The organism is Pseudomonas sp. GW456-E7, from assembly GCF_059424105.1.
In genome coordinates this window covers 17,507-41,546 of sequence record NZ_JBWKZB010000019.1, presented here as the reverse complement: position 1 = coordinate 41,546, position 24,040 = coordinate 17,507, and the positions used below count along the sequence as shown (strand labels likewise).

Below are 24,040 nucleotides of genomic sequence, written 5' to 3'. Positions count from 1 at the left end.
GCGCCGCGCCGCCACCCGGATCAGGTGGGTGGCGTGACGGCGATGGATTCAGGCGAGGATGCCCAAGGCCTTGGCGCTGTTGATGGCCTGGGTGCGACGGCAGGCGCCGAGCTTGACGTTGATGTTCTTGGCGTGGGTTTTTACGGTGTTTTCCGAGATGAACAAGCGGCTGCCCACTTCGCGTACCGACATGCCCTCGGCCAGCAACTTGAGCACCGACACCTCGCGGGGGGTCAGGTCATCCTGGTAATCCGGCACACCACTAGAGAGACGAGTGACCGACGCCTGGCCAGTTTCCGCTGGCTGTTCACGGGCCAGAATGCGGTTTTTCTGCCGGGCAATCGGTGCCTGATACAAGGCGCTGTCGATCTTGCCCCACTGCATGCGCCGCTCGGCCTCATGCAGCAGCAGATGAGCCTGTTCCGGGTCGTGGTTGCGCGAGGCAATCTCCGCGAGCAGCAGATAGGCATTGAGTACAAAGGGTGCGCAGCAATCGCGGACCTGTAGCAACCCCGCCTGGATCACCACTTCGGCTTCGCTGCAATGGCCTTGTTGCAGCAGCAATTCGCCGCGCAGGAACAGCAGCCGACCGAGCAACGGATAGGGCTGCGACGGGACCGGGGCCAACCGGTCCAGCTCAGTGCGCAACAGTGCCTGGGCAAAGCCCGTTTGTCCCCTGAGCATCATCAGGCGGACCCGGTCGGCATTGACCAGCACTTCCGATTCATGACTGCCCTGGCGCCGGGCCAGCTCCAGCGACTGATCGAGCAAGGTTTGCGCTTGTTCAAGATCGCCGGTATCCATGGCAACGCGCGCCAGGATGCAATGGCACAACAGCACCGACAACCAGTCCTCGCCCGCCAGATAATCAAGGGCTGCACGGCAATGCAGGCGTGCCGGCCCGGTATGTCCGCGCAAGGCCTGCAAGGTGCCAAACAACGCCTGCCAGTTCGCCAGCAGGCGTTGATTGCGTACCGGGTCGGCCAACGGTAAAAAATGCCCCAGACGCGCCAGGCACTCGGCGGCTTCATCCAGCCGCCCACTGAACAGCAAAGCCTTGGCGCACAGATAGATCAGACGCGGGCTGCTGTGCAGCAACTGCGGCTCGATGCGCTCGCGCCAGTCCATCAGTTTGTTCAAGTGCCGTCCACTGAGGATCCAGCTCAGCCACAGACGCTCCATGTAATTGGCGGCCACTTCAGGTTGATCGGCACACAGTGCCTGCTCCACGGCGTCGTCGACATGCCCGAGCACGCTGAGCAGCTGACAGGCCCGCAGGCGCAGTCGGTTCAACGGCGCACCGCTCAAGTGGCTTTGCAGGGCTTGCGCCACCGCGGGTAGCAGGCGGAACCAGCCGGGTTGTTGCTCGAGCGGGAACACAAAGGCCTGGCATTCCAACAGGCTGTTGAACACCCGGGCCGCTTGCCGGCCTTCCCATAATTGTTCGCAGAAATCCGCACTGACGCGGGACAAATGTGCCAGCCCGCCCATCACTTCACGCTGCTCGTCACTCAAGCGCGACAATAGTTCACGCTCCAGGTATTGGCCGAGCAATGGCGATGGCTGGGCGTGGTCCAGCGAAAGCGACAGACGAACACCGGCGCACCACCCGCCGGTCTCATGCCAGAGCTTTCCCCTGGCCAGCGCATCGGTGTGTGGCGCCAGGGCGTCAATCAGCGATTCGAACTCATCGGGGCGCAGGGCCAGTTGCCGGGCACCGAACTCCAGCAACTGGCCGGTCAGCATCAGACGCGGCAGGTTCCAGTCCGGACGCTGGCGGCAGGTGACCAGCACCTGCAGTTGCCGGTTGTTGAGGGACAGGAGTCGGTCGAACCAGTGGTTCAGGTCTACGGGCATCTCGACGGGAAGATCGTCGAACACCAGGCGGATCGGGGGGGATTCGTTCCTGTGTTCTGCCGACAGGAAGTCGTTGGCTGCACGGGCCTCTTCGCGGGCAAGCCCGCTCCCACAGTTGACCGCGTTGCCCTGTGGGAGCGGGCTTGCTCGCGAAAGCGATAGGTCAGTCGCCGGATTACTGGAATCAAGAAACGCCAATACCCCATCCGGCGCAGTATCCACCGGCAACCCAAGCGCCCCCGCCAACTTCGCAATAAAGCGCTCCAGCGTCTGCCGCTGTCCGCCCAAAGCCATCCAGACCACCGCCCCCGGCGGCGCAATGCCTTGCAAGTACTGCTGCACCAAGGACGTTTTTCCATACCCGGCAGGCGCACAAAGCAGTTGCAAGCGGCACGGCTTGCCCTCAAGTGCATCGATCAGATGCGGCCGTGGCACAAACATGGCGGACCTCGCTGATGGGGAGTAAGCACCATCATTGAGCCCGACGCCGGATAACGCGCCACCCGCATCAGGTGGTAGGCGCAGTACAACGCACAACGCCCTGCGAACAGGGCGTTGTCTGAAGCGGGACAAAGGGTCAGCGAATGCCGTCGTTGCGCAGCGCAGCCGGGGTGAAGTCGGTCATCTTCGCGGTCATGCCGTACGTCGTTGCATGCCTGGACTGGTTGGTCATTGCCAGGACGTTGTAGCGACCGGCGATCAGGTCGTAGATGCCGAGCATGGAGAAGTTCGACGCACCGCGCTCGTAATCATTGACCGCATAACCCTCCGCCACTCGCCACAGCTGGCCGCGGCCGTCGTAGTGATCGACCTCGGCCAGTTGCCAGGTGTCCTCGTCGAAGTACATATCGCGCTTGGCATAAACGTGGCGTTGACCGGGCTTGAGCGTGGCCTGCACGTGCCACACGCGGTGCAACTCGTAACGGGTCAGGTCCTGATTGATGTGCCCCGGCTTGATGATGTCGTCGTACTTGACCTTCGGCGACTGCAACTTGTAGTTGTTGTACGGGATGTACAGTTCCTGTTTGCCCACCAGTTTCCAGTCATAACGATCCGGCGCGCCGTTCATCATGTCCGTGTTGTCGGCGGTGCGCATGCCGTCGGAACCGTTGCCCGGGCCGTCATACGCCACTTGCGGTGCACGGCGCACACGGCGCTGCCCGGCGTTGTAGACCCATGCCAGGCGCGGCTCCTTGACCTGGTCGATGGTCTCGTGGATCAGCACCACGCTGCCGGCCATGCGCGACGGCGCGGTGATTTCCTGTTTGTAGTAGTACAAAACGTTATCGGCCTGCGCGGCATCGACGCCTTCCATCAACTGCGGAAAGGCCAGTTTGTCTTCGTACTCGACGATGGAATAGGAACCGTTGGTTTGCGGTGCCGCCTGGGCCGCGATACGTTCCATGTTGCCGCCGCGATAGCGGTTGGTGTGGTTCCAGTACACCTCCACACCGCTCTTTGGAATCGGGAACGGGTAATAGCGGGTCTGGGTGAAGTTCACCAGGCCGTTGCCATCGGGGGTCAGTTCGGTGGTCACCGCACTCTTTTTGGCGAGGTCATAGATGTCCTGTGGCGACGCCGCCGTGCGTTGGGTCTTGTACACCGGGATCCTGTAGCTGTCCGGATAACGCTTGAACATCGCCAGCTGGCCCGGGGTCAACTTGTCCTTGTACTGCTCGACGTTGGCTGCCGTGATCACGAATTGCGGTTTTTCACTGGCAAACGGATCGCCAAGAAATCCATTGTCGAGCGGCGCCGCGCCGGGTTTCAAACCACCGGTCCAGGCAGGAATGCTGCCATTGGCATTGCCCTCTTTCTGTGCTCCCAACGGCGTCAGGGTGGTGCCCAGCTGAGCCGCTTCCTGCGGGGTGACAGCGGCCATGACCCCAGTGGCCAGCAACGACAGACTCAGTGCGCCGGCGCGCAGAATTAAACGTGCGTTCATGTTCAGTTTCCTCTGGCAGGGTTGCATCAGAAATTCACGCCGAAGCTCAGCGCGGCGTAGTCGCGGTCGACGTTGGTATTGAAATCGCCACCAAAGTAGTTGGTGTAACTCAGGCTGGCGGTGTAGGTGTTCAGGTAGTCGGCATCGACACCGAGGCTGACCGCCTTGGAACCTTCATCGAAGTTCGGGCCGTAACCCTGGACGTCGTGGGACCAGGCGATGTTCGGCGACAGGTTGATACCGGCGATCACGTTCGGGTAATCGAGCTTGCCGCGCAGGCGATAGCCCCAGCTGCTGCTGGTGTAGAAGCCATCGTTGTTGCATTCCTGCGCCGGGTTGCTGGCCGTTGCAGTGCCGGCGGCGGTGCCGCGACAGGTGGCCGCGCCTGCGACGCCCGGCAGTTCACCGGAACCGAAGGCCGGGCTGCGACCGAAGCGCAGGTCCGTACCGTCCGCCTTGCCCAGGCCGTTGATCTTGTTGTAACCCACCTCGCCCACCAGGGTCAGGCGACTGGCACCGAACACCTGATCGAAGAACTGCGTCGCGGTCACCTGCGCCTGGGTCACGGGCATGCGCTTGTAGCCATTGACCTCGCCACCCAGGGTGCGTCCGGCGAAACCGGTGGTGATCAGGGGTGATGTGGCGCCGAAGGTCGCCGCAGACAACAGGTCGGCGGTGTTCAGTTGCAGCGGCATGTTCGGCCGGTAGCTGAGTTCCCCTCCCAGCGAAACGCCCGCGACGTTGGTCTGGAAGCTCAAGCCATACAGGCGAATGTCTTCCGGATAATCGACGAAGTAGCGGACACTGCGCGCCGAAGCCACGCCCCCGGCCGGGTTGCTCATCTGGTTGATGCTCAGGTACGGGTTGCGGCTGTGATAGTTCATCGCATAGGCGCCGAACTCGGTGTCGTTCGCTTCCGGCACGTACCAGCGCAGGGCCAGGCCATACTGGCCGCTGTCGCGTGCATCGTTGTCGTTGAGGCGCGGGATAAAGGCATCATCGGTGCCTGCGGCAATGGCCGCCAGACCACCGGTGTTCTTCGCCACCCCCGGTGGCAGGTCGAGGCCGGCGATCACCAGGCGGTCGTCACAGCCTTGCGGTACGCCGTCATTGCCAAAGAACGTGCCGCAGTTGTCCACCACCGACTTGTCCCATTGCAGCTGGTAAAACGCTTCGGCGGTGATGTTATCGGCCAGGCCCTGGGACACGTAGAGCAGGTTGACCGGAATCAAGCCTTCCTTCACTTCCGCACCGGGACGACGCAAGGCGGCGACGTCGATCGGGTTGATGCTGTTGATCGAGTTGCCGATGAACGTACTCTCGCCCCAGCTCACCACTTGCTTACCCAGGCGCACGTTGCCGACCTGATCGCCAATCGTGTAGTTGTGGTAGACGAAGCTGTCGAGAAACATCGCGCCGGAGGACTTGGCCGCGCGATCACGCCCCGAGTCGTCGATGTCATAGAACGGGCGGCTCTCGTCCATCAGCTCGAAGTCGTACCAGTATTTACCGCGCACGAAGGCGCCGCTGTCACCGTACTTCAGCTCCAGGTCATGCACGCCCTTGAAGATCTTCGAGAAGGTTTCACCCTTCTTGAAATTCAAGCGGTTGTCGTCGGTGGTCCGGGACGCGGACTGACCACCGGTAACGCCCTGTGAGTTGAAGTTGGAGATGAATTGCTTGTCTGGATCAGCCGTCGACCAGCTCGCCCCTATCGACAGCGACGAATCGAAATTGCCCTGAATTTCCCCGATGTTGAAATCAACAGCGTGAGCCTGATTGCTCGCGCAAGTGGCAACCATTACAGCGACGGCCAGCAGACTCGGCTGGAAGACTCCGCGCATTGTTTTTGTTGTCATGCGGTTTCTCCGGTTAAGGATTTAGTGTTGGGGAGCCCATGCTAGTGGGGCTCCGGCCCGTCCCTCACACCCGAACGGGTGATTTGAAGGGGTGTTGGTCGCGAGGTTTCGCGCGGTGTAACAACCTGGCGTTCGCCGGGCGTTACGCTCGGTGACATTCACCCGGTAAAGCTCGGCACGCGCTTGTCGATAAAGGCCGCCACGGCTTCGCGGTGGTCGGCGGTCTGGTGCGACAGCACCTGGAACGTCGCGGACATTTCCAGCAGCGTATCGAGTCGGGTATGCAAGGCTTCGCGCAGCAAGCGCTTGGCCAGACGCACGGCGTGCGGCGGGTTGGCGGCAATCGACGCGGCGATTTCCCGTGCCGTGTCCAGCAACTGTTCGGCAGGAACAACGCGGGACACCAGATTCCATTGCTCGGCCTGGCGAGCGTCGATCATTTGCCCGGTCAGGGTCAGTTCGGTGGCGCGGGACAGACCGATGATCCGTGGCAACAGCCAGGCACCGCCGTCCCCCGGAATGATCCCCAACTTGACGAAGCTCTCGGCAAACTTCGCCTGCCCGGACGCCACGCGGATGTCGCACATACAGGCCAGATCCAGCCCCGCGCCGATGGCCGGGCCATTGACCGCGGCGATCACCGGGACTTCCAGATTGAACAGCGCCAGGGGCAGGCGCTGAATGCCGGTGCGATATTCCTGACGCAATTGCATGCCCGACATTTGCCCATAGCGGTCCATGTCGCGCACGTTGCCGCCGGAGCAAAACGCTGTGCCGGCGCCAGTGATGATCACTGCACGCACGTTGCTGTCGCGCTCAATGCGCTCGATGGCTTCGAGGAACTCCGGCACGGCACTGTTGCCCGTCAACGGATTGCGTCGCTCGGGGTCATTCATCGTCAGGGTGACGACATGACCGTCCTGTTCGTACTTCAAAAACGGCTTCATGGGTGATCCTCAAGCGGTGGGAGACGGGGTGACGTGACGCACGAATTCGCAGGCCGTGACATTCGGCTGCGTCAGCAACGCCTGGCCGACTATCCCGTTCCAGTAAGTTTCCGAACCTTCGCTGACACGCCACTCGTGCAAGCGCCGGGTGAACAGTTGCAGGTCCAGTTCTTCGGTCACGCCAATGGCGCCGAACAATGCATGGGCGATGGCCGTGACTTGAGGCACCGCCATGCTGGTCCGCGCCTTGGCAATGGCCGTCGCCATCAGCGGCGGCACCTGCAAATCGCCGGCAAACGCCAGCTCAGCGGCGATGCGCGAAGCGGCAACCTGCTCCGCCATCACGCTGAGCTGGTGCTGCACCGCCTGGAACTTGCCAATGGCCTTGCCGAACTGCACGCGGTCGTTGCAGTACGCCAGCGTCATGGCGAGTGCCTGCTCCATGGCTCCGGCGATGGCGGCGGCGTGGATGGCGGCGTTGAACACCCGTACTTCCTCGCCGTTATTGCCGATGGCGCTACCGAGTGAGTCCTGCGACCAGTACAAGGTGGCGCATTGACTGCCGTGAACGCCCGTGGGCTGGCGGCGCGCCAGGCTGCAATCGAGCAGCAACAACTCGCCTTCCAGGTTGACCAGGGCGAAATCGGCCATCAAGCCAAACGCCACACGCGGCACGCACAACAGGCCATCGGGCTGGCGATGGGCTGTACCGGCCAGGGTCAACATGCCAGCCGGTGGCGCGCCCGGGCAGCCACGCAGCAACGCGCGAGCGGCCATGCTTTGCGCCGCCGGGACCGGCAGCGCGCAGCGACCGAAGGCGACAAAAATCGGCAGCAGTGCATTCAGCGCAAGGCCCGCTCCACCGGCGACTTCCGGCGTCAGCAATTCGAGAAAACCGCTGTCTTCCAGGGCGCTCCACAACGTCGCGGCGCTGTCTGCGCTTTCCACGGCACGGACCCGCGCCGGCGTGCACAAGTCGCTGAGGATCTTTTCAATGGCTTCAGTGAACATGACGTATTTCCTGTTGGAGGTGCATCAGCGCAGGCCCAGGCCGCGGGCGATCATGCCGCGCAGGATTTCCCGGGTGCCGCCGCGCAACGAGAAGGTCGGCGCGACCTGGTTCAGATAAGCGACCGTGCTGTAGAGCGCCTCATCGACCGGTACATCCGGATGGGCGCTGATCGCCCCGGCAATCGCCGTCGGGATCGCCTGCTCGAATTCGGTGCCGATGTCCTTGACCAGTGCGGCTTCCACCACCGGGCTTTCACCCCGTGCGAGCAACGCGGTCAGTGCCAGCGACAGGTTGCGCAGGCAGGTGAGCTGGCTGAGAAAACTACCGAGCAACGCAGTCTCCTGGGCCGTCGCGCCTGTGCGCCGCAGCGTCTCGGCCCACAGGTCGAGCAACACGATGCTGGAGTAGAAACGTTCCGGCCCGCTGCGCTCGAACGCCAGTTCGGCGTTGACCTGTTTCCAGCCACTGCCCTCCTCGCCCACCAACGCGTCTTCGCCGAGCAAGACGTCGTCGAAGGCCACTTCGGAGAAATGCGCGTCACCGGCCAGGTCAACGATGGGACGCACGCTGATGCCTGGCTGCCTGAGGTCGATGATGAATTGCGACAGCCCGTTTTGACGGTCCTCGGGCGCACCACTGGTGCGCACCAGGGCGATCATGTAGTCGGCGTGATGGGCGTTGGTGGTCCAGATCTTGCGCCCGCTCAGGCGCCAACCTTCGGGGCAACGGGTGGCACGGCTGCGCACGCTGGCCAGGTCCGATCCCGAGTTCGGTTCGCTCATGCCGATGCAGAAAAACGCCTGGCCGGCGCAGATGCGCGGCAGGAAGAAATCCTTCTGTGCATCGCTGCCGAACTTCAGGATCAACGGCCCGCTCTGGCGGTCGGCAATCCAGTGTGCCGCCACCGGAGCACCGGCAGACAGCAGTTCCTCCACCAGCACGAAGCGACTGAACGCATCCAGCCCGGCACCGCCGTAAGCGGCTGGCAAGGTCAGGCCGACCCAGCCGCGCTGCGCCAGTTGCCGACTGAAACCTGCATCGAAGCCGGTCCAGCTGCGCGCTCGCACATCCGCCGAAACCCTTGGCAGATGCTCGGCCAGAAAAGCTTTGACCTCTGTACGAAAGGCTTCTGCGTGTGGCGGTAGCGCGGTCAGGCGAAAGGCGTCGAGCAAGCTGCTCACTGGGCACCTCCACTGACTTTACCGTACAACGTCACCACGCATGCGCCGCCCAGCCCGAGGTTATGGGCCATGGCCAGGCGCGCCCCGTCGACCTGACGCTGCTCGGCGTTGCCGCGCAATTGCTGGGTCAGCTCGTAGCACTGCGCCAAACCGGTCGCGCCCAATGGATGCCCCTTGGAAAGCAGACCGCCGGACGGATTGATCACGATCTGCCCGCCGTAGGTGTTGTCGCCATCCATCACGAACTTCTCGGCCCCGCCCTCGGGGCAGAAACCCAGCGACTCGTAGCAGATCACTTCGTTCTGGGCGAAGCAGTCGTGCAGTTCACAGACGTCGATGTCCTGTGGACCGACGCCAGCCTTCTCGTACACCTGGCCCACGGCAGCGTGGGTCATGTGGGTGCCGACCCAATCGAGCATCGACGGTTTTTCGAAGTTGAAGGATTCTGGCGTGTCGGTGGTCATGGACTGGGCGACGATTTCCACGTCACGGCGCAGGCCATGTTTTTTGGCAAAACGCTCGGACACCAGGATCGCCGCCGCGCCGCCGCAGGTCGGCGGGCAGGCCATCAGGCGGGTCATGACGCCTGGCAGAATCACCGGGTCGTTCATCACGTCTTCGACGCTGAGCACCTTGCGAAACAATGCGAGCGGGTTGTTGGCGGCATGACGGCTGGCCTTGGCGCGCACAGCGGCAAAGGTTTCCATTTTCATACCGTATTTCTGAATGTACTCGCGCCCGGCACCACCGAAGGTACGGATGGCCTGAGCCATGCCATCCATATCGGCGGTGAGACCACGCAGGATCGGCAGGAAACGTTCGCGGGTCGGCGGGCGGTCGTCCCAATGGGACTTCAACGCACCGGCCTGCATCTGTTCGAAACCCACCGCCAGTACGCAGTCGGCCGAGCCGGACTCGATGGCCTTGCGCGCCAGGTACAACGCGGTGGAACCGGTCGAGCAGTTGTTGTTGACGTTGACCACCGGGATCCCGGTCATGCCGACTTCGTACAGCACGGTCTGGCCGCAGGTGGAGTCGCCATAGACGTAACCGGCGTAAGCCTCCTGGACCAGGCTGTAATCGATCGCCGCATCGGCCAGGGCGCGACGCACCGCTTCGGCCCCCATCTGCACATAGGTCGGGCTGTCGCTGGGCTTGCGGAACGGGATCATGCCGACGCCGGCAACCAGTACTTTTTCGCTCATGGTGTCACCTGAAAAAATGCGGGGAAAGGAATCACAACTGGCGCGCGATGAGTTCGCGCAGCACTTCACTGGTGCCACCGAAGATGCGCGTCACGCGCATGTCGACGAAGGCGCGGGCGATCGGGTACTCCATCATGTAGCCGTAGCCGCCATGCAGCTGGACCATGTCGTCGATGCACTTCCACAGCGTCTCGGTGGCGAACAGCTTGGCCAGCGCTGACTCCTGCACCGTCAGGCGACGGCGTATGTGTTCGCCGATGTAGTGGTCGATCATCAGACGTACGGCGGTGGCCTGGGCCTTGATGTCGGCGAGCTTGAATTTGGTGTTCTGGAAGTCCCAGACGGTCTGGTTGAAGGCCTTGCGGTCCTTCACGTACTCGACGGTCTGCTCCAGCAGGCGCTCGAGTTTGGCGGCGCTGTACAGCGCGATCACCAGGCGCTCCTGTGGCAGCTCTTCCATCAGGTGCATGAAGCCCTTGTTTTCCTCACCGAGCAGGTTGCCCACTGGCACACGCACGTTGTCGAAGAAAAGTTCTGCGGTGTCGGCGGCATGCTGGCCGACTTTTTCCAGCTTGCGCCCGCGACGGAAACCTTCACGGTTGCACTCGACCATGATCAGGCTGCAACCCTTGGCCCCGGCGCTCGGGTCGGTCTTGCACACCACCACGACCATGTCGCAGGTCAGGCCGTTGCTGATGAAGGTCTTGCTGCCGTTGATCACCCATTCGTCGCCGTCACGCACGGCGGTGGTACGGATTGCCTTGAGGTCGGAGCCGGTGCCCGGCTCGGTCATGGCGATGGCCAGCACGGTTTCACCGGTGCAAATTTTCGGCAGCCATTTGTGTTTCTGCTCTTCGGTGCCCAGACGCACGATGTAAGGCGCGGTAATGTCGGAGTGAACCCCCAGGCTCCAGCCCGAAACACCGGCGCGATACAACTCTTCGATCAACACCGCCGAATGCCCGAAATCACCGCCACCGCCGCCGTACTCGGTCGGTACGGTGAGGCACAGCAGGTTATGGCGACCGGCCTTGAGCCAGGTCTCCCGGTCGACCTGGCCCGCGGCATCCCACTGCGCCTGCTTGGGCAGGCATTCACGCTCGAAGAAACGGCGCGCGGTTTCACGCAGCATTTCGTGGTCTTCACGGTAGACAGTACGGTTGATGTGCATCGGGATCTCCAGTGGGTTGCCAGGCGAGGCTTACGCCTGGTTCGTGGAACCACTGTATTGGCGGGGGGCGGGTCGTGAAGCCACCCGGATCGGGTAGCGATCAGCGCCGGCTTCAATAAGCCCCAGGCACAAAAAAACCCTGTAGGAGCTGCCGAAGGCTGCGATCTTTTGATCTTGATTTTTTAAAAGATCGCAGCCTGCGGCAGCTCCTACAGGGGCGGTTACGGGGGTTATTGGCGCAGTTCGCGCTTGAGGACTTTGCCGGCGGCCGACAGCGGCAGTTCGTCGTGGAACTCAACGGTTTTCGGGCATTTGTAGGGGGCGATGAACTCGCGGCAGTACCTGCGCAATTGCTCGGCATCGACCTGGGTACCGGGTTTGCGCACCACCACCGCGTGCACCGCCTCGCCCCACTGTTCATGGGGAACGCCGATCACCGCGCACAGCGCCACGGCCGGGTGCCGCGCCAGGACGTTTTCGACTTCCGCCGAGTAAACATTTTCGCCACCGCTGACGATCATGTCCTTCAAGCGGTCGACGATGAACAGGTATCCCTGCTCATCCATCCACGCGGCATCGCCGGTGTACAACCAGCCATCTCGCAATGCCTTGGCCGTTTCCTCGGGCTTGTTCCAGTAACCCTGCATGATGTTCGGCCCGCGCACGATGATCTGGCCCACCGTGCCACGCGCAACTTCCTGACCTTGCGGGTCGACGATCTTCACGTTGACCCCCAACCCGCCGCGCCCGACTGAACGCGACAGGCCACTCTTGCGTGCCTGCGGCGTGTGATTGCACGGCAGATTGCTCGACACTACCGGACAGGCTTCGGTGAGCCCGTAGGAATGAGAAAGCTCGAGATCCGGAAGCCGGACCAACACCTGTTCCACCATTTCGCCCGCGCTGGGTGATGCACCGTAGGTCAGGCGTTTCAGGCTACTGAGGTCATGACGATCGAAGTCCGGATGGGCCAGCAGCGCGAGGATCATGGTCGGCACCAGCAGCGTCTCGGTGATCCGTTCCCGCTCGATCACCTGCAGCACTTGAGCCGAGTCGAAACTCGACAGCAGCACATGGCTTTCACCGGCCATGAACTGAATCAGTGCCCGAGCCATGCCCGCGACGTGGAACAGCGGTGCCACGTGCAACAGTCGACCTTCACGGATCGGCGGCATGTCGACCATGCGCGGCATGCACGCCGACCACAGGTTCAAGTGCGACTGCATCACGCCCTTGGGAAACCCGGTGGTGCCGCCGGTGTACATGATGCAGGCGAGGTCTTCACCACCACGCCCGGCGTCTTCGACCGGCGCTGCCTGGGCAATCAGTTGCTCGAAACCCAGCATGCCCACCGGCACTTCGCCCTCGCCTGCATAGATAAACCGTGGCGCATGGCGGGCACTCCTGCGGATCTGCTCGGCCAGTGGTGCAAAGTGTTCATCGACGATAAGGATGCCGGTACTGCAATCGTCCAGCGAATAGACGATCTCCGGCACGCTCCAGCGGATGTTCACCGGGTTGAGCACCCCACCGCCCCACCACACGCCCATGATGTATTCCAGGTAGCGGTCGGAATTGAGCGCCAGCATGCCGACCCGGTCGCCGGCCGCCATGCCCAGTTTCTGCAAGGCCCCCGCCAGACGTGCGACGCGGTCGCCAAACTCGCGATAGGTGTGGCGCCGTGGACCGAAAATCGTCGCAATGTGCTCCGGGTTCTGTTGCAACGTCCGTTGCAGGCATTGGGTCATGTACATGACGTCATGCCTTTCCACGGTGTGAATACCCCGTTGGTGCCCACCACGCCTGTGATCGACGCCATCAGCTCACACTCCTGTCCTTGCCACGCCAGAACGGCTCGCGCAGATCACGCTTGAGTACCTTGCCGGCGCCGGACATTGGCAACGCCGTACGGAACTCCACGGATTTGGGGGTCTTGTAGCTGGCGATCTGGCGACGGCAATGTTCGATGATCTGGGCGCTCGCAACGTCGTTATCCGGCTTGAGCACCACCACCGCGTGCACGGCTTCGCCCCACTGCGGGCAAGGAATGCCGATCACCGCGCAGGCGGCGACGGCAGGGTGGCTGGCGATGGCGCTTTCCACTTCGCCGGAATACACGTTCTCGCCACCGCTGACGATCATGTCCTTGAAGCGATCGACGATGTAGATAAAGCCATCCTTGTCCATGTAGGCACCGTCGCCGGTGTGCATCCAGCCGCCGCGCAAGGCCTTGGCGGTTTCTTCGGGGTTGTTCCAGTAGCCGAGCATGATGTTCGGACCACGCACGACCACTTCGCCCACGGTGCCGCGTGGCACTTCGTTGTCATTTTCGTCGACGATGCGCACCGTAACGCCCAGCCCTGGCCGCCCGGCCGAACGCAGGCGACCATTGGCAATGCCTTCGGCGCTGTGGTTTTCCGGGCCATTGGCGCAAACCGGCGGCGCCGCTTCGGTCATGCCGTACCCTTGGGTGAACTCGACATTCGGCAACGCCTTGAGCGCCAGCTCCAGCAAGGGCACGGCAATCGGCGAGGCGCCGTAAGTGAGACTGCGCAGGCAGCTCAGGTCATGTCTGGCGAATTCCGGGTGCATGATCAATACCTGAAGCATGGTCGGCACGATCAGGATGTCGGTGATGCGCTCGCGCTCGATGGTACGCATCACGTCCAGGGCATCGAAGGCCGGGACGAAAATGCTCGGCAGACCCAGCAGCGAGATCAGGATCACCCGCGACAGCGCCGCCAGGTGGAACATCGGCGCGATGTGCAGGGTCAGGGCATCCGCCGGCACCGGCACATCGGCCGCACGGGCCACGGCAGCGGTCCACAGGTTCATGTGCGACTGCATCACGCCCTTCGGCCGGCCGGTCGTGCCGCCGGTGTACATGATGCTCGCCAGGTCATCACCGCCGCGAAAGGCGTCGTCCACCGGCGTAGCGTCACGAATCAGTTGCTCATAGGGCAGCATGCCCTGCGGCAATGGACCGTCGCCGATGTGAATCAGCAATGGCCGTACCTTGGCGCTGCCGGCGATGTCTTCGGCCATGGGCAGGAAGGTGTCGTCGATCAGCAGGATGCGCGTGTCACAGTCGTCCAGCGAATAGACGATTTCCGCCACGCTCCAGCGAATATTCACCGGGTTGACCACGCCGCCGCCCCACCAGGTCGCCAGGAAATACTCAAGGAACCGGTCGGAGTTCAGGCCCAGCAGGCCGACGCGGTCGCCGGTCTGCATCCCCAGTTGCTGCAAGGCCCCGGCCAGACGAGCCACCCGCTCGACCAGTTCGGCATAGGTGCGGCGGCGGTCGCGAAAGACCGTCGCCACGGCATGGGGACGTTGCTGCAACACACGGTGCAGGCCTTGGGTCAAATACATGGGGTTCTCCTGTGAATTATTGTTGTCAGGTCAGGACGAATGCGCCTGTCGCGTCAGGTGCCGGTGTACTTCGGTGAGCGCTGCTCGACTTGGGCCAGGCGCCCTTCGGCGTGATCTTCGCTGTCGCGCAGCAAACCCCAGTGCAGATGGGCCTGGGTGACGAAATCCCGGGGTGCGAGGTGGGCGGTCTGCAAGGCCAGGCGCTTGATCGACTGCACCGCCAGCGGGCCATTGGCGGCAATGCGTCCGGCCAGGTCCAGCGCCGCTGGCAGCAGACGGTCCTTGGGCAGCAGCTCTATGATCAAACCGATGTCCAAGGCTTCCTGCGCACCGATCGACTCCCCGGTCAGGGCCATTTTCATCGCGTGTGCCGCCGGGATCGCACGCAGCAGGTACTGCACGCCACCGGCCGCCGGAATGGTCGCCTCGCACACTTCAGGCAAGCCGAACGTAGCGCCGGCCGAAGCGATGCGCAGATCGCATTGCAGCGCCAGCTCAAGACCGCCTCCCAGGCAGGCACCATTGATGGCGGCAACCACCGGTTTCCAGATGTCCAGGTCGCTGAGGTCGAACAGTCGGCTGTAGCCGCCCTCCTCGGCTTCGGTCTCGCGACTCTTGAGGGCGCCGGCGACGAAACCCGAAGCGGCCAGCAGCGACTCCTTGTGGCTCGCGCCGCTGCAAAATGCACGCTCACCGGCACCGGTCAGGACGATGACCCGCACCTGTTCGTCATCCTGGCAGGCGCCCAGGGTCTTGCGCAGGTGCATCAAATCGCTGAGGGTCAGCGCGTTGTTCGACTGTTGCGCATCGAGCGTGACAAGTGCCACGTGATCGATGATCTTGAACTGAATGGCCATGGGTGACTCCTGCGTTGCGCGGATCTATATGTTTTTTCGGGGCGAACGCGCTCAGGCGCGCCACCCCAGACCCAACTCACGCAAGCGCTCGATGGCCGGCATATCGAAGCCCCAGTCGCGCAGTGCGTCGCCGCCGTGTTCGCCACGCTCGGGTGCGGGCAGCGGTTGCGCCGATGGCGTGCCAAGGAAACGCGGAGCCGGGACCGGCTGCACCACCCCGTCGACCTCGATGAAGCTGCCACGGGCAACGCCGTGGGGATGGCGGGCGGCTTCGACAAGCCCCAGCACCGGTGCAACGCAAGCGTCGCTGCCTTCGAACGCGGCCACCCACTGCTCGCGGGTGCGGCCGAGGAACGCAGCGGTGAAGGCCTCACGCAGCCGCGGCCAGCCAGCCCGGTCGTGCTGATTGGGCAGGCCGGCGTTGGAGAGTCCGAGAATTTCCAGCATCTGTGCATAGAAGCGCGACTCGATCGGCCCGATTGCCATGTGCTGGCCGTCGCGGGTTTCGTAGGTGTCGTACCAGGGCGCGCCGCCGTCGAGCAGGTTGCTGCCGCGCTGCTCTTTCCAGTGCCCGCCGGCGAGCAGACCCCAGATCACCGAGCCCAGTTGCGCCGCACCTTCGGTCATGGCCGCGTCGACCACCTGGCCGGCGCCGCCGCGCTGCACATTGACCAGTGCCGCCAGCACGCCCATCGCCAGCAGCATGCCGCCACCGCCGTAGTCGCCCACCAGGTTCAGCGGCGGCACCGGTCGCCCACCGGCCGGGCCGATGCTCGACAACACACCTGACAAGGCGATGTAGTTCAGGTCATGGCCGGCGCGGTCGGCCATCGGGCCGGTCTGGCCCCAACCGGTCATCCGCGCATAGACCAGGCGCGGATTGCGTTCGAGCGCGATGTCAGGGCCAAGCCCCAGGCGCTCCATCGTGCCGGGGCGAAACCCTTCAATCACCACATCGGCACGTTCGATCAGTTCCAGTGCAGCGGCGACACTGTCCGGGCGCTTCAAGTCGAGGGTGACCGAACGACGATTGCGCCCGGTAATGTCGGCACGCTTGCCTTCCAGCTTCGGCCCCAGGTCACTGGCCTTCTGCGGGCGGTCGATGCGCACCACGTCGGCGCCCATATCGGCCAACAGCATGGTGCCAAACGGCGCCGGCCCGATTGCCTCAAACTCCACCACCCGAATGCCACTCAGTACACCCATTGCCAACGCTCCCCTGTTCTGACGGAGCGCCACAGCACCCCTATTGTTGTGCCTTCCAGTAGATCAATCCGTTGATCGGCAACCACCCCCCACATCGGGTGGTGGTCGCCAAAGACAGGGTCATGCCACCCATGCTCTGGGTTACACTCGATGAGATCCAACGCACTCACAAAACAAGAAAGAATCGGACAGCCCCATGGATAAACACCGCAAGTCCAATGCATCGGACACCCATGCCAGCCAGGCCTTCAATCCGGTTCAGTCCCCGATCGTCAGCACCAAACTGATTCCGCCGCGCAGCACCGGGCGCCTGATTTCCCGCGAACGCCTGCAGGATCAAATGCTCAAGGCCCGACGCCTGCGCTGCATCGTGCTCAAGGGGCCGGCCGGCTGCGGCAAGACCTCGACCCTGATCGCCTGGCGCCAGGCGCTGTTGCCGTTGGGGTTCGACGTGGCGTGGCTGACGTTGTCGGCGGATGACAACGAACTGACGCGCGTTCTTGACTATCTGCTGGCGAGCCTCGGCCAGATCGACCCGGCGCTGGTGCGGGACGCGACTCAACTGGAAGGTCGCGGCATCGACAGCGAGGCCGTGGAGCGCACCGTCATCACCCTGGTGCGCAGCATTGCCAGCCGTGGCCGTGAACTGGTGCTGGTACTCGACGACCTGCACCACCTGACCGACGTGGGCATTCACCAGGCCCTGCAATGGCTGATCGACTACGCCCCGGCCAACCTGCACCTGGCGCTGGTATCGCGCAGTGCCGTGCCGTTGTCCCTGGCGCGTTTGCGCAGCCAGGAACTGGTGCTCGAGTTGAACCTGCGGGACTTGCGCTTCACGGCGGTCGAGTCCGAACAGTTCCTCAAGGCGCAGCTGGGCGAGATCAATGCCCGCGACGCCAGGATGATGCATGAGCTGACCGATGGCTGGGTCGCCGGCCTGCAACTGCTCGCCGTCAGCCGCAAAAAGAACCGCCCGCCTGCCACCCCTGATGCCACGTCAGTGCACACGCAACTGCGGGACGATCAAGCCTTCGCCAGATTTTTCGAAGTCGAAGTGTTGTCTCACCTGTCGCCGACCGACCTCGACCTGCTGCTGCTCATGGCCGTGTGCAATCGATTCTGCGCCTCGTTGTGCGCCGCACTCAGCGGCCACCCGCAGGCCGTTGCCGAAGCGAATGCGTTACTGACGCGCATGGAGCGGGACAACCTGTTCCTGATCCCGGTGGACAGCGCCGAACGTGAAACCTGGTATCGCCTGCACCCGCTGTTGCGCGAAACCCTGCTCAAGTATTTCGACTCCCGCAGCAAGGACGAGCAACACGCGGTGCACGTACGGGCGTGGCACTGGTTCCGTGACCACAATCACCTGAATGAAGCGGTGCACCATGCGGTCATGGGCGGCGACCCGGCTGCCGCCGCCGATCTTGTGGAGCAACACGCCGAGGCGCTGTACGCCCATGGCGACCTGCGCATGTTGATCGAGCTGGTACGGCTGTTGCCGGTCGAACAGGTACAGGCCCGGGTCAAGCTGCGCATCCTCAAGGCGCGGATGCAGCTGTATGCCAGGGATTTCGTGGCCTGCACCGCCAGCCTCGAACAACTGTTTCGCGACGTTCCCGAGAGCGAAGTCCATGACCACTTCATGATTTCGCTGCTGCGCGCCTCCCTGGCCCTGCAACGGGATGACACCGACGCGGCCATGACGGTCCTGCCGCAACTGCTCAACCCGCCGCCGGAAAGCAACAGCGTGGCCATCGGTTCCTGCGCCAACATCCTGTCGTGGCTGTACATGCACCGCGGCGAGTACGAAAAGGCCCGGCAAGTACAACTCGACCGGCCGAACCTGCTGATCAATGGCGAACCGCTGCTGGGGACCACCGCGGGCAGCCTTCAGGGTCGTTGCATGATTGGCTTGAGCCTGGCCCTTGAAGGCCAGATGACTCAGGCGGAAAGGGTTTACCGCGACGTGCTGCATGAGGCCAGCCAATGCGGCAAGGCCGGTGCCGACGCGACTTATCTCTCCGCCGCGCTGCTCGGTGAGGTGCTGTACGAAACCAACGATGTCGACGCCGCTTTCAAAATGCTCTCGGGCTGGATCGACATTCTCGAACGCATTTCGATTCCCGATTCCGTCCTGCGTGTGCTGCAAGTGTTATGGAACGTGCAATGGCTGGCAGGTAACCATCAAGAAGCCCTGGCGTTTGTCGAACGGCTGGATGAGTACGCGATCAAACTCGGTCTGGAACGCCTGCAAGCCTACTGCCTGACCTGGCAAGTGCGCTGGTTGCTGATTCTCGGGGAGACGGCACAAGCCCAGGCCAAACTGGCGCGCCTGGAAGCCATTGACGCGCGTCACCCGGATGCCGGGCACACGGCCCTGAAGGAAATCCACATCCTGGCCGAGAACGCCCGTGCTCGCTGGCAACTGGTCCAGGGTGATCTGGACGGGGCTTGCGATCGCATAGAACGATTGATCGAAACCTGCGACCGGCATCGTCGCCAACTCGGGGCAACGCGCCTGCTGGTGCTCAGCGCCGTGATCGAGTCCGAACGCGGCAACCATGAACGGGCACGGAACAAAGTCATCGAAGCCTTGCGCCGAGGTCAACGCTTTGGCCTGGTGCGCAGCCTCCTCGATGCCCATCCGGATGGCTTGAAACTGATCTGCGATATCGCCGCCCGCGAAGACCTGGACCCGGTGCTGGCGTTTTATGTCGAGCGCTTGCAGGCGGCCGAGGCCACGCCCCCGGCGATCTCGAAGGCCAAACCTGCGACAACGGCCACCAGCAAACCGTTGACGGCCGGGATCGAGCCGTTGAGCGAGCGGGAAATCGAAGTCGTGCGCCTGCTGGCCCAGGCCCTGCCCAACAAGAAAATCGCCCGCGCCCTGGGCCTGTCCCCGGAAACCGTGAAATGGCACCTGAGCCATATCTACAGCAAGCTCGGGGTCAACAGCCGCGACGAAGCGGTGGCCCGGGTGCGGGATCTGGAATCCCAGGATGACAGCAACGTCCACCCCTGAAACCCTGTAGGAGCTGCCGCAGGCTGCGATCTTTTAAGAACAAGATCAAAAGATCGCAGCCTGCGGCAGCTCCTACATGGATTGTGGGGCACCCCTCGGTCGTGTTTTTTTCCCTGCCACCCGGCTCGGGTGGCGTTCGGGCCACGGGCCCCACCTATCGTAACCCTCAGATCACAGGCGCAGTCCGCGCCTTGCGTAAGCGCTCGGCTCAAGGCCGGCCTGCCATGTTTGAGGAGTCTTGCGTGCATATCGCCCGAACCGTTTTCCGCGACGACCATGAGATGTTTCGCACCACCGCGCGCCGTTTTTTCGAACGCGAATGCCTGCCACGCCAGGCCGCCTGGGACAAGGCCGGCCAGGTCGACCGCGAAACCTGGCTCAAGGCCGGCCGCGAAGGCTTGCTCGGCATCACCCTGCCCACCGAATACGGTGGCGGTGGCGGTGATTTCGGTCACTGCGCGGTGTTCAACGAGGAGTTCGCCCGGGCCGGCGTGAGTGGCGCCTACTTCGGCATGCATTCGGACGTCATCGCTCCGTACATCAATCGCTGCGGTAATGAAGAACAGAAACAGAAGTGGCTGCCGGGCATTTGCTCGGGCGAGACCATCCTGGCCATCGCCATGACCGAGCCCGGCACCGGCAGCGACCTCAAGGCCGTGCGCACCACCGCCGTGCGCGATGGCGACGAATACGTGATCAACGGCAGCAAGACCTTCATCAGCAACGGCCTGACCGCCGACCTGGTCATTGTCGTGTGCAAGACCGACCCGGCCGCCGGCGCCAAGGGCATCAGCCTGATCGCCGTGGAAGCCAGCCGCGCCGGCTTCAAGCGCGGGCGCAAACTGGAGAAAGTCGGCCAGGCCGCCGCCGACACCGCCGAGCTGTTCTTCGACAACGTGCGCGTGCCGGTCGGCAACCGCCTCGGCGAGGAAGGCCTGGGGTTTACCTACCTGATGGGCGAACTGCCCCAGGAGCGCTTCTCCATCGCCGTGTCCGCCGCCGCGAAGCTGGAGCGCCTGCTGGAGCAGACCCTCGAGTACGTGAAGGACCGCAAGGCCTTCAACCAGACCGTCTGGGACTTCCAGAACAGCAAATTCAAGCTCGCCGACATCAAGGCCCAGGCCACCGCCATGCGGGTGATGGTCGACTACTACCTGGGCGAGCACATGCGCCGGCGCCTGACCCTGGAAGAAGCGGCCATCGCCAAGCTCTTCACCACCGAGACCCTGTGGAAATGCATCGACGACATGGTCCAACTGCACGGTGGCTACGGCTACATGATGGAGTACCCGATCGCCCGCGCTTTCGTCGACTCACGGGTCAATCGCATCTACGGCGGCACCAGTGAAGTCATGCGCGAAATGATCGCGCGCAAGCTCTGAACCTCTCAAACAACAAGGAAAACAACGATGAGCAATAAAGTGTTCGTTGCTGGCGTCGGCATGATCCAGTTCAAGAAACCGGGGACCAACGAGCCCTACGACGTCATGGGTGAACAGGCGATCCGCCAGGCCCTGGCCGATTCGGGTGTGGATTTCAATGACATCCAGCAGGCCTACGCCGGTTATGTCTACGGCGACTCCACCTGCGGCCAGAAAGCCCTGTACCGCGTCGGCATGACCGGCATCCCGCTGATCAACGTCAACAACAACTGCGCCACCGGTTCCAGCGCCCTGTTCCTCGCTCGCCAGGCGGTACAAAGCGGCGCGGTGGACTGTGCCCTGGCGTTTGGCTTCGAACACATGAACCCGGGCGCCTTGAAATCCGCCTGGACCGATCGCGCACCGGCCACCGAACGTGCCCTGGTGCTGGCCAACGAACTGATCGGCATGCCTGACCTGCCCAATGCCATCCGCCAGTTCGGCGGCGCCGGCTACGCGCACATGCAGAAGTACGGCACCCGACTGGAAACCTTCGCCAGGATCCGCGCCAAGGCCAGCCGTCACGCCGCCAACAACCCGCTGGCGGTGTTCCGCAACGTGGTGAGCAGCGAAGAAGTCATGGCCGCCCCGATGTTGTGGGAAGGCGTGATGACCCGACTGATGGCCTGCCCGCCGACCTGTGGCGCTGCCGCGGCCATCGTGGTGTCCGAGGCGTTCGCGAAGAAGCACGGCCTGCGCACCGACGTATTGATGGCCGGCCAGGCGCTGACCACTGACCTGCCGAGCACCTACGACGCCAGGGACATGATCCGCGTGGTCGGTTTCGACATGACGCGCATGGCCGCGGATATCGCTTACAACCAGGCCGGCATCGGCCCGCAAGACATCGACGTCATCGAGTTGCACGACTGCTTCGCGCAGAACGAATTGCTGACCTACGAAGGCCTGGGCCTGTGCGCCGAGGGCGGCGGCGAGCAACTGGTCAACGATGGCGACAACACCTATGGCGGTAAATGGGTGACCAACCCGTCCGGCGGCCTGCTTTCCAAGGGCCACCCGCTGGGTGCCACCGGCCTGGCCCAGTGCTTTGAACTGACCCACCAATTGCGCGGTACCGCCGAACAACGCCAGGTGCAGGACGCACGCATTGCAGTGCAGCACAACCTCGGCCTGGGCGGCGCCTGCGTGGTCACCGTTTACCAGAAAAACTGACGCGCCCGCAGAGCTCAGGAGCCATTCAGATGATCGACAAGAAACACATCGGCAGACAGCTGCCTGCTTTCCTCGTGACCGCCGAAGCCGGGCAACTGCGCTTCTTCGCCAAGGCCACCGGGGAAACCAACCCGATTTACTTTGACGAGCAGGCCGCGCGCGATGCCGGGTATCCCAACCTGCCGCTGCCACCGACCTTTCTGTTCTCGCTGGAGTTCCAGATTCCTTCGAACGCCTGGCGTGACGAACTGGGCATCGTCACCGCGCGCATTTTGCACGGCGAAGAATCCTTCCGTTATCACCGTATGGCCCATGCCGGCGACACCTTGCGCTTCGATGTGCGCATCGCCGACATCTACGACAAGAAAGGCGGCGCCCTGGAATTCGTGGTGCGCGAAACCCGGGTCACCAATCAGCACGGTGAGCACGTTGCGGACCTGCGCAGCGTGCTTGTGCAGCGCAACAGCTGAAGCGGAGAACACTGATGAACGCGATTAGCCTGGAAAAAATCAACGTCGGCGACACCCTGCCACCACTGGCCTTGCCGCCGATCAACCGCACCACCCTGGCCCTGTTCGCCGGTGCATCGGGTGACCACAACGCCATCCACATCGACACCGATTACGCCCGCCGGGCCGGCATGCCCGACGTGTTTGCCCACGGCATGCTGTCGATGGCCTACCTCGGTCGCCTGCTGACCCAATGGGTCGATCAGCGCCAGTTGCGCGAGTTCGGCGTGCGCTTTCTTGGCATCACTCACCTGGGTCACCAGATTACCTGCACCGGCACTGTCGTCGACCGCTTCGAGGTCGAGGGCGAGCAACGGATCAAGGTCGAAGTGCGTACCACCAATCAATACGGCGAGACCAAGATCGTTGGCGACGCCGTGATCGCTCTGTAAACAAAACTGATCACTGAGGAGCAACACCCCATGGCAAAACTCGAAGGCAAAGTCGCACTGGTCACCGGTTCCGGTCGTGGCATCGGTCAGCAGATCGCCCTGAAACTGGCGAGCGAAGGCGCGCGCATCGTGATCAACGACCTGGACGCCGACCCGGCCCACGAGACCGCTGAAATGATCCGCAAGCTGGGTGGCGAAGCCGCCGTCTGCCACGGCAACGTCAGCGCCCCGGACTTCGGCGACCGCTACGTCAAGACCGCGATGGACAACTTCGGCGCCATCGACATCATCGTCAACAACGCCGGCTACACCTGGGACGACGTGATCCAGAAGATGAGCGACGAGCAGTGGTACGCCATTCTCGACTGCCACATGACCGCGCCGTTCCGCATCCTGCGTGCCGCCTACCCGATCATGAAAGCCCAGGCCCAGGCCGATGCAGCGGCAGAGCGCGAGGTGTTCCGCAAAGTGGTGAACATTTCTTCGGTGTCGGCCCTCAACGGCAACGCCGGGCAGATGAACTACTCCTCGGCCAAGGCCGGCGTGATCGGCATGACCCGTGCGCTGGCTCGTGAATGGGGCCGTTTCAAGGTCAACGTCAACGCCGTGGCCTTCGGTTTCATCGAAACCCGCATGACCATGGCTGACGCCCACGCAGGCGCTACGGTGAACATCGAAGGTCGTGACATCCGTGTCGGCATCAGCCCGGAAGCCGCCAAGTCGTTCGCCCAACGCAACCCGCTGGGTCGTCCGGGCACCGTGCAGGAAGCGGCGGACGCGGTGTACCTGTTCTGCTCGCCGGAGTCGAACTACATCACGGCGCAGACCATCGCGGTGGCCGGCAATCTGCAATAACCAAAACCGTAGGAGCGAGCTTGTTGTGGGAGCGAGCCTGCTCGCGATGG

General features: G+C 63.2%; 17 protein-coding genes and 1 pseudogene. 6 read left to right on the top strand and 12 right to left on the bottom strand.

Annotated features, from left to right (window positions below; all coding sequences use genetic code 11):
- Positions 1 to 48: 48 nt before the first annotated feature.
- The 12 genes and pseudogenes from AC07YV_RS14280 to AC07YV_RS14225 form a co-directional block, all read right to left on the bottom strand.
- Entirely contained in the window at positions 49 to 2,298 is a 2,250-nt protein-coding gene (locus AC07YV_RS14280; RefSeq protein ID WP_102700368.1) for a LuxR C-terminal-related transcriptional regulator, read from the bottom strand.
- Between the two features lie 136 nt (positions 2,299 to 2,434).
- Positions 2,435 to 3,802, bottom strand: a complete 1,368-nt coding sequence (locus AC07YV_RS14275) for a DUF1329 domain-containing protein (RefSeq protein ID WP_102700367.1) — start codon at positions 3,800 to 3,802, stop codon at positions 2,435 to 2,437.
- 26 nt (positions 3,803 to 3,828) lie between these two features.
- Positions 3,829 to 5,661 (bottom strand): DUF1302 domain-containing protein, encoded by a 1,833-nt coding sequence (locus AC07YV_RS14270; RefSeq protein ID WP_102700366.1) that lies wholly within the window; start codon positions 5,659 to 5,661, stop codon positions 3,829 to 3,831.
- A gap of 158 nt (positions 5,662 to 5,819) precedes the next feature.
- On the bottom strand, positions 5,820 to 6,608 hold the full coding sequence (locus AC07YV_RS14265; protein ID WP_102700365.1) for a crotonase/enoyl-CoA hydratase family protein: 789 nt from the start codon (positions 6,606 to 6,608) through the stop codon (positions 5,820 to 5,822).
- Between the two features lie 9 nt (positions 6,609 to 6,617).
- Positions 6,618 to 7,619: an acyl-CoA dehydrogenase family protein gene (locus AC07YV_RS14260; RefSeq protein ID WP_102700364.1), complete on the bottom strand. Its 1,002-nt coding sequence runs from the start codon at positions 7,617 to 7,619 to the stop codon at positions 6,618 to 6,620.
- Between the two features lie 24 nt (positions 7,620 to 7,643).
- Positions 7,644 to 8,801: an acyl-CoA dehydrogenase family protein gene (locus AC07YV_RS14255; RefSeq protein WP_102700363.1), complete on the bottom strand. Its 1,158-nt coding sequence runs from the start codon at positions 8,799 to 8,801 to the stop codon at positions 7,644 to 7,646.
- Complete coding sequence (locus AC07YV_RS14250; protein ID WP_102700362.1) at positions 8,798 to 10,006, bottom strand: lipid-transfer protein; 1,209 nt, start codon at positions 10,004 to 10,006, stop codon at positions 8,798 to 8,800. Before AC07YV_RS14250 ends, AC07YV_RS14255 begins: the two co-directional genes overlap by 4 nt.
- Positions 10,007 to 10,037: 31 nt before the next feature.
- A complete protein-coding gene (locus AC07YV_RS14245; RefSeq protein ID WP_102700361.1) occupies positions 10,038 to 11,177 on the bottom strand; it encodes an acyl-CoA dehydrogenase family protein in 1,140 nt (379 codons plus the stop codon).
- Positions 11,178 to 11,407: 230 nt separating this feature from the next.
- On the bottom strand, positions 11,408 to 12,931 hold the full coding sequence (locus tag AC07YV_RS14240) for a long-chain-fatty-acid--CoA ligase (RefSeq protein WP_102700360.1): 1,524 nt from the start codon (positions 12,929 to 12,931) through the stop codon (positions 11,408 to 11,410).
- 64 nt (positions 12,932 to 12,995) lie between these two features.
- Positions 12,996 to 14,555 (bottom strand): annotated as a pseudogene (locus tag AC07YV_RS14235) (acyl-CoA synthetase); the annotation flags it as partial.
- 50 nt (positions 14,556 to 14,605) lie between these two features.
- Positions 14,606 to 15,409, bottom strand: a complete 804-nt coding sequence (locus tag AC07YV_RS14230) for an enoyl-CoA hydratase/isomerase family protein (RefSeq protein ID WP_102700358.1) — start codon at positions 15,407 to 15,409, stop codon at positions 14,606 to 14,608.
- A 51-nt stretch (positions 15,410 to 15,460) separates the two neighbouring features.
- Entirely contained in the window at positions 15,461 to 16,615 is a 1,155-nt protein-coding gene (locus tag AC07YV_RS14225) for a CaiB/BaiF CoA transferase family protein (RefSeq protein WP_102700357.1), read from the bottom strand.
- 196 nt (positions 16,616 to 16,811) lie between these two features.
- On the opposite strand from AC07YV_RS14225, the gene AC07YV_RS14220 reads away from it, so the two are divergent.
- The 6 genes from AC07YV_RS14220 (at position 16,812) to AC07YV_RS14195 (ending at position 23,990) form a co-directional block, all read left to right on the top strand.
- Positions 16,812 to 19,640: a winged helix-turn-helix domain-containing protein gene (locus AC07YV_RS14220; protein ID WP_102700356.1), complete on the top strand. Its 2,829-nt coding sequence runs from the start codon at positions 16,812 to 16,814 to the stop codon at positions 19,638 to 19,640.
- 224 nt (positions 19,641 to 19,864) lie between these two features.
- Positions 19,865 to 21,022 carry an acyl-CoA dehydrogenase family protein gene (locus AC07YV_RS14215; RefSeq protein WP_494990315.1) on the top strand — a complete coding sequence of 386 codons (1,158 nt, stop codon included), beginning with the start codon at positions 19,865 to 19,867 and terminating at the stop codon, positions 21,020 to 21,022.
- Between the two features lie 27 nt (positions 21,023 to 21,049).
- Positions 21,050 to 22,234 (top strand): lipid-transfer protein, encoded by a 1,185-nt coding sequence (locus tag AC07YV_RS14210; protein WP_102700354.1) that lies wholly within the window; start codon positions 21,050 to 21,052, stop codon positions 22,232 to 22,234.
- 29 nt (positions 22,235 to 22,263) lie between these two features.
- Positions 22,264 to 22,704, top strand: coding sequence for a MaoC family dehydratase N-terminal domain-containing protein (locus AC07YV_RS14205; RefSeq protein WP_102700353.1), 441 nt, complete (start codon positions 22,264 to 22,266; stop codon positions 22,702 to 22,704).
- Positions 22,705 to 22,718: 14 nt separating this feature from the next.
- On the top strand, positions 22,719 to 23,135 hold the full coding sequence (locus AC07YV_RS14200; protein ID WP_102700352.1) for a MaoC family dehydratase: 417 nt from the start codon (positions 22,719 to 22,721) through the stop codon (positions 23,133 to 23,135).
- 30 nt (positions 23,136 to 23,165) lie between these two features.
- Positions 23,166 to 23,990, top strand: coding sequence for an SDR family NAD(P)-dependent oxidoreductase (locus AC07YV_RS14195; RefSeq protein WP_102700351.1), 825 nt, complete (start codon positions 23,166 to 23,168; stop codon positions 23,988 to 23,990).
- The last annotated feature ends 50 nt before the right edge of the window (positions 23,991 to 24,040 follow it).

Coding starts and splice junctions, on each gene's coding strand:
- AC07YV_RS14270 (WP_102700366.1), bottom strand. CDS start 5,661: ATGACAACAAAAACAATGCGCGGAGTCTTCCAGCCGAGTCTGCTGGCC.
- AC07YV_RS14260 (WP_102700364.1), bottom strand. CDS start 7,619: ATGTTCACTGAAGCCATTGAAAAGATCCTCAGCGACTTGTGCACGCCG.
- AC07YV_RS14195 (WP_102700351.1), top strand. CDS start 23,166: ATGGCAAAACTCGAAGGCAAAGTCGCACTGGTCACCGGTTCCGGTCGT.
- AC07YV_RS14210 (WP_102700354.1), top strand. CDS start 21,050: ATGAGCAATAAAGTGTTCGTTGCTGGCGTCGGCATGATCCAGTTCAAG.
- AC07YV_RS14225 (WP_102700357.1), bottom strand. CDS start 16,615: ATGGGTGTACTGAGTGGCATTCGGGTGGTGGAGTTTGAGGCAATCGGG.
- AC07YV_RS14280 (WP_102700368.1), bottom strand. CDS start 2,298: ATGTTTGTGCCACGGCCGCATCTGATCGATGCACTTGAGGGCAAGCCG.
- AC07YV_RS14265 (WP_102700365.1), bottom strand. CDS start 6,608: ATGAAGCCGTTTTTGAAGTACGAACAGGACGGTCATGTCGTCACCCTG.
- AC07YV_RS14200 (WP_102700352.1), top strand. CDS start 22,719: ATGAACGCGATTAGCCTGGAAAAAATCAACGTCGGCGACACCCTGCCA.
- AC07YV_RS14240 (WP_102700360.1), bottom strand. CDS start 12,931: ATGTACATGACCCAATGCCTGCAACGGACGTTGCAACAGAACCCGGAG.
- AC07YV_RS14275 (WP_102700367.1), bottom strand. CDS start 3,802: ATGAACGCACGTTTAATTCTGCGCGCCGGCGCACTGAGTCTGTCGTTG.
- AC07YV_RS14220 (WP_102700356.1), top strand. CDS start 16,812: ATGGATAAACACCGCAAGTCCAATGCATCGGACACCCATGCCAGCCAG.
- AC07YV_RS14215 (WP_494990315.1), top strand. CDS start 19,865: ATGTTTGAGGAGTCTTGCGTGCATATCGCCCGAACCGTTTTCCGCGAC.
- AC07YV_RS14205 (WP_102700353.1), top strand. CDS start 22,264: ATGATCGACAAGAAACACATCGGCAGACAGCTGCCTGCTTTCCTCGTG.
- AC07YV_RS14250 (WP_102700362.1), bottom strand. CDS start 10,006: ATGAGCGAAAAAGTACTGGTTGCCGGCGTCGGCATGATCCCGTTCCGC.
- AC07YV_RS14230 (WP_102700358.1), bottom strand. CDS start 15,409: ATGGCCATTCAGTTCAAGATCATCGATCACGTGGCACTTGTCACGCTC.
- AC07YV_RS14245 (WP_102700361.1), bottom strand. CDS start 11,177: ATGCACATCAACCGTACTGTCTACCGTGAAGACCACGAAATGCTGCGT.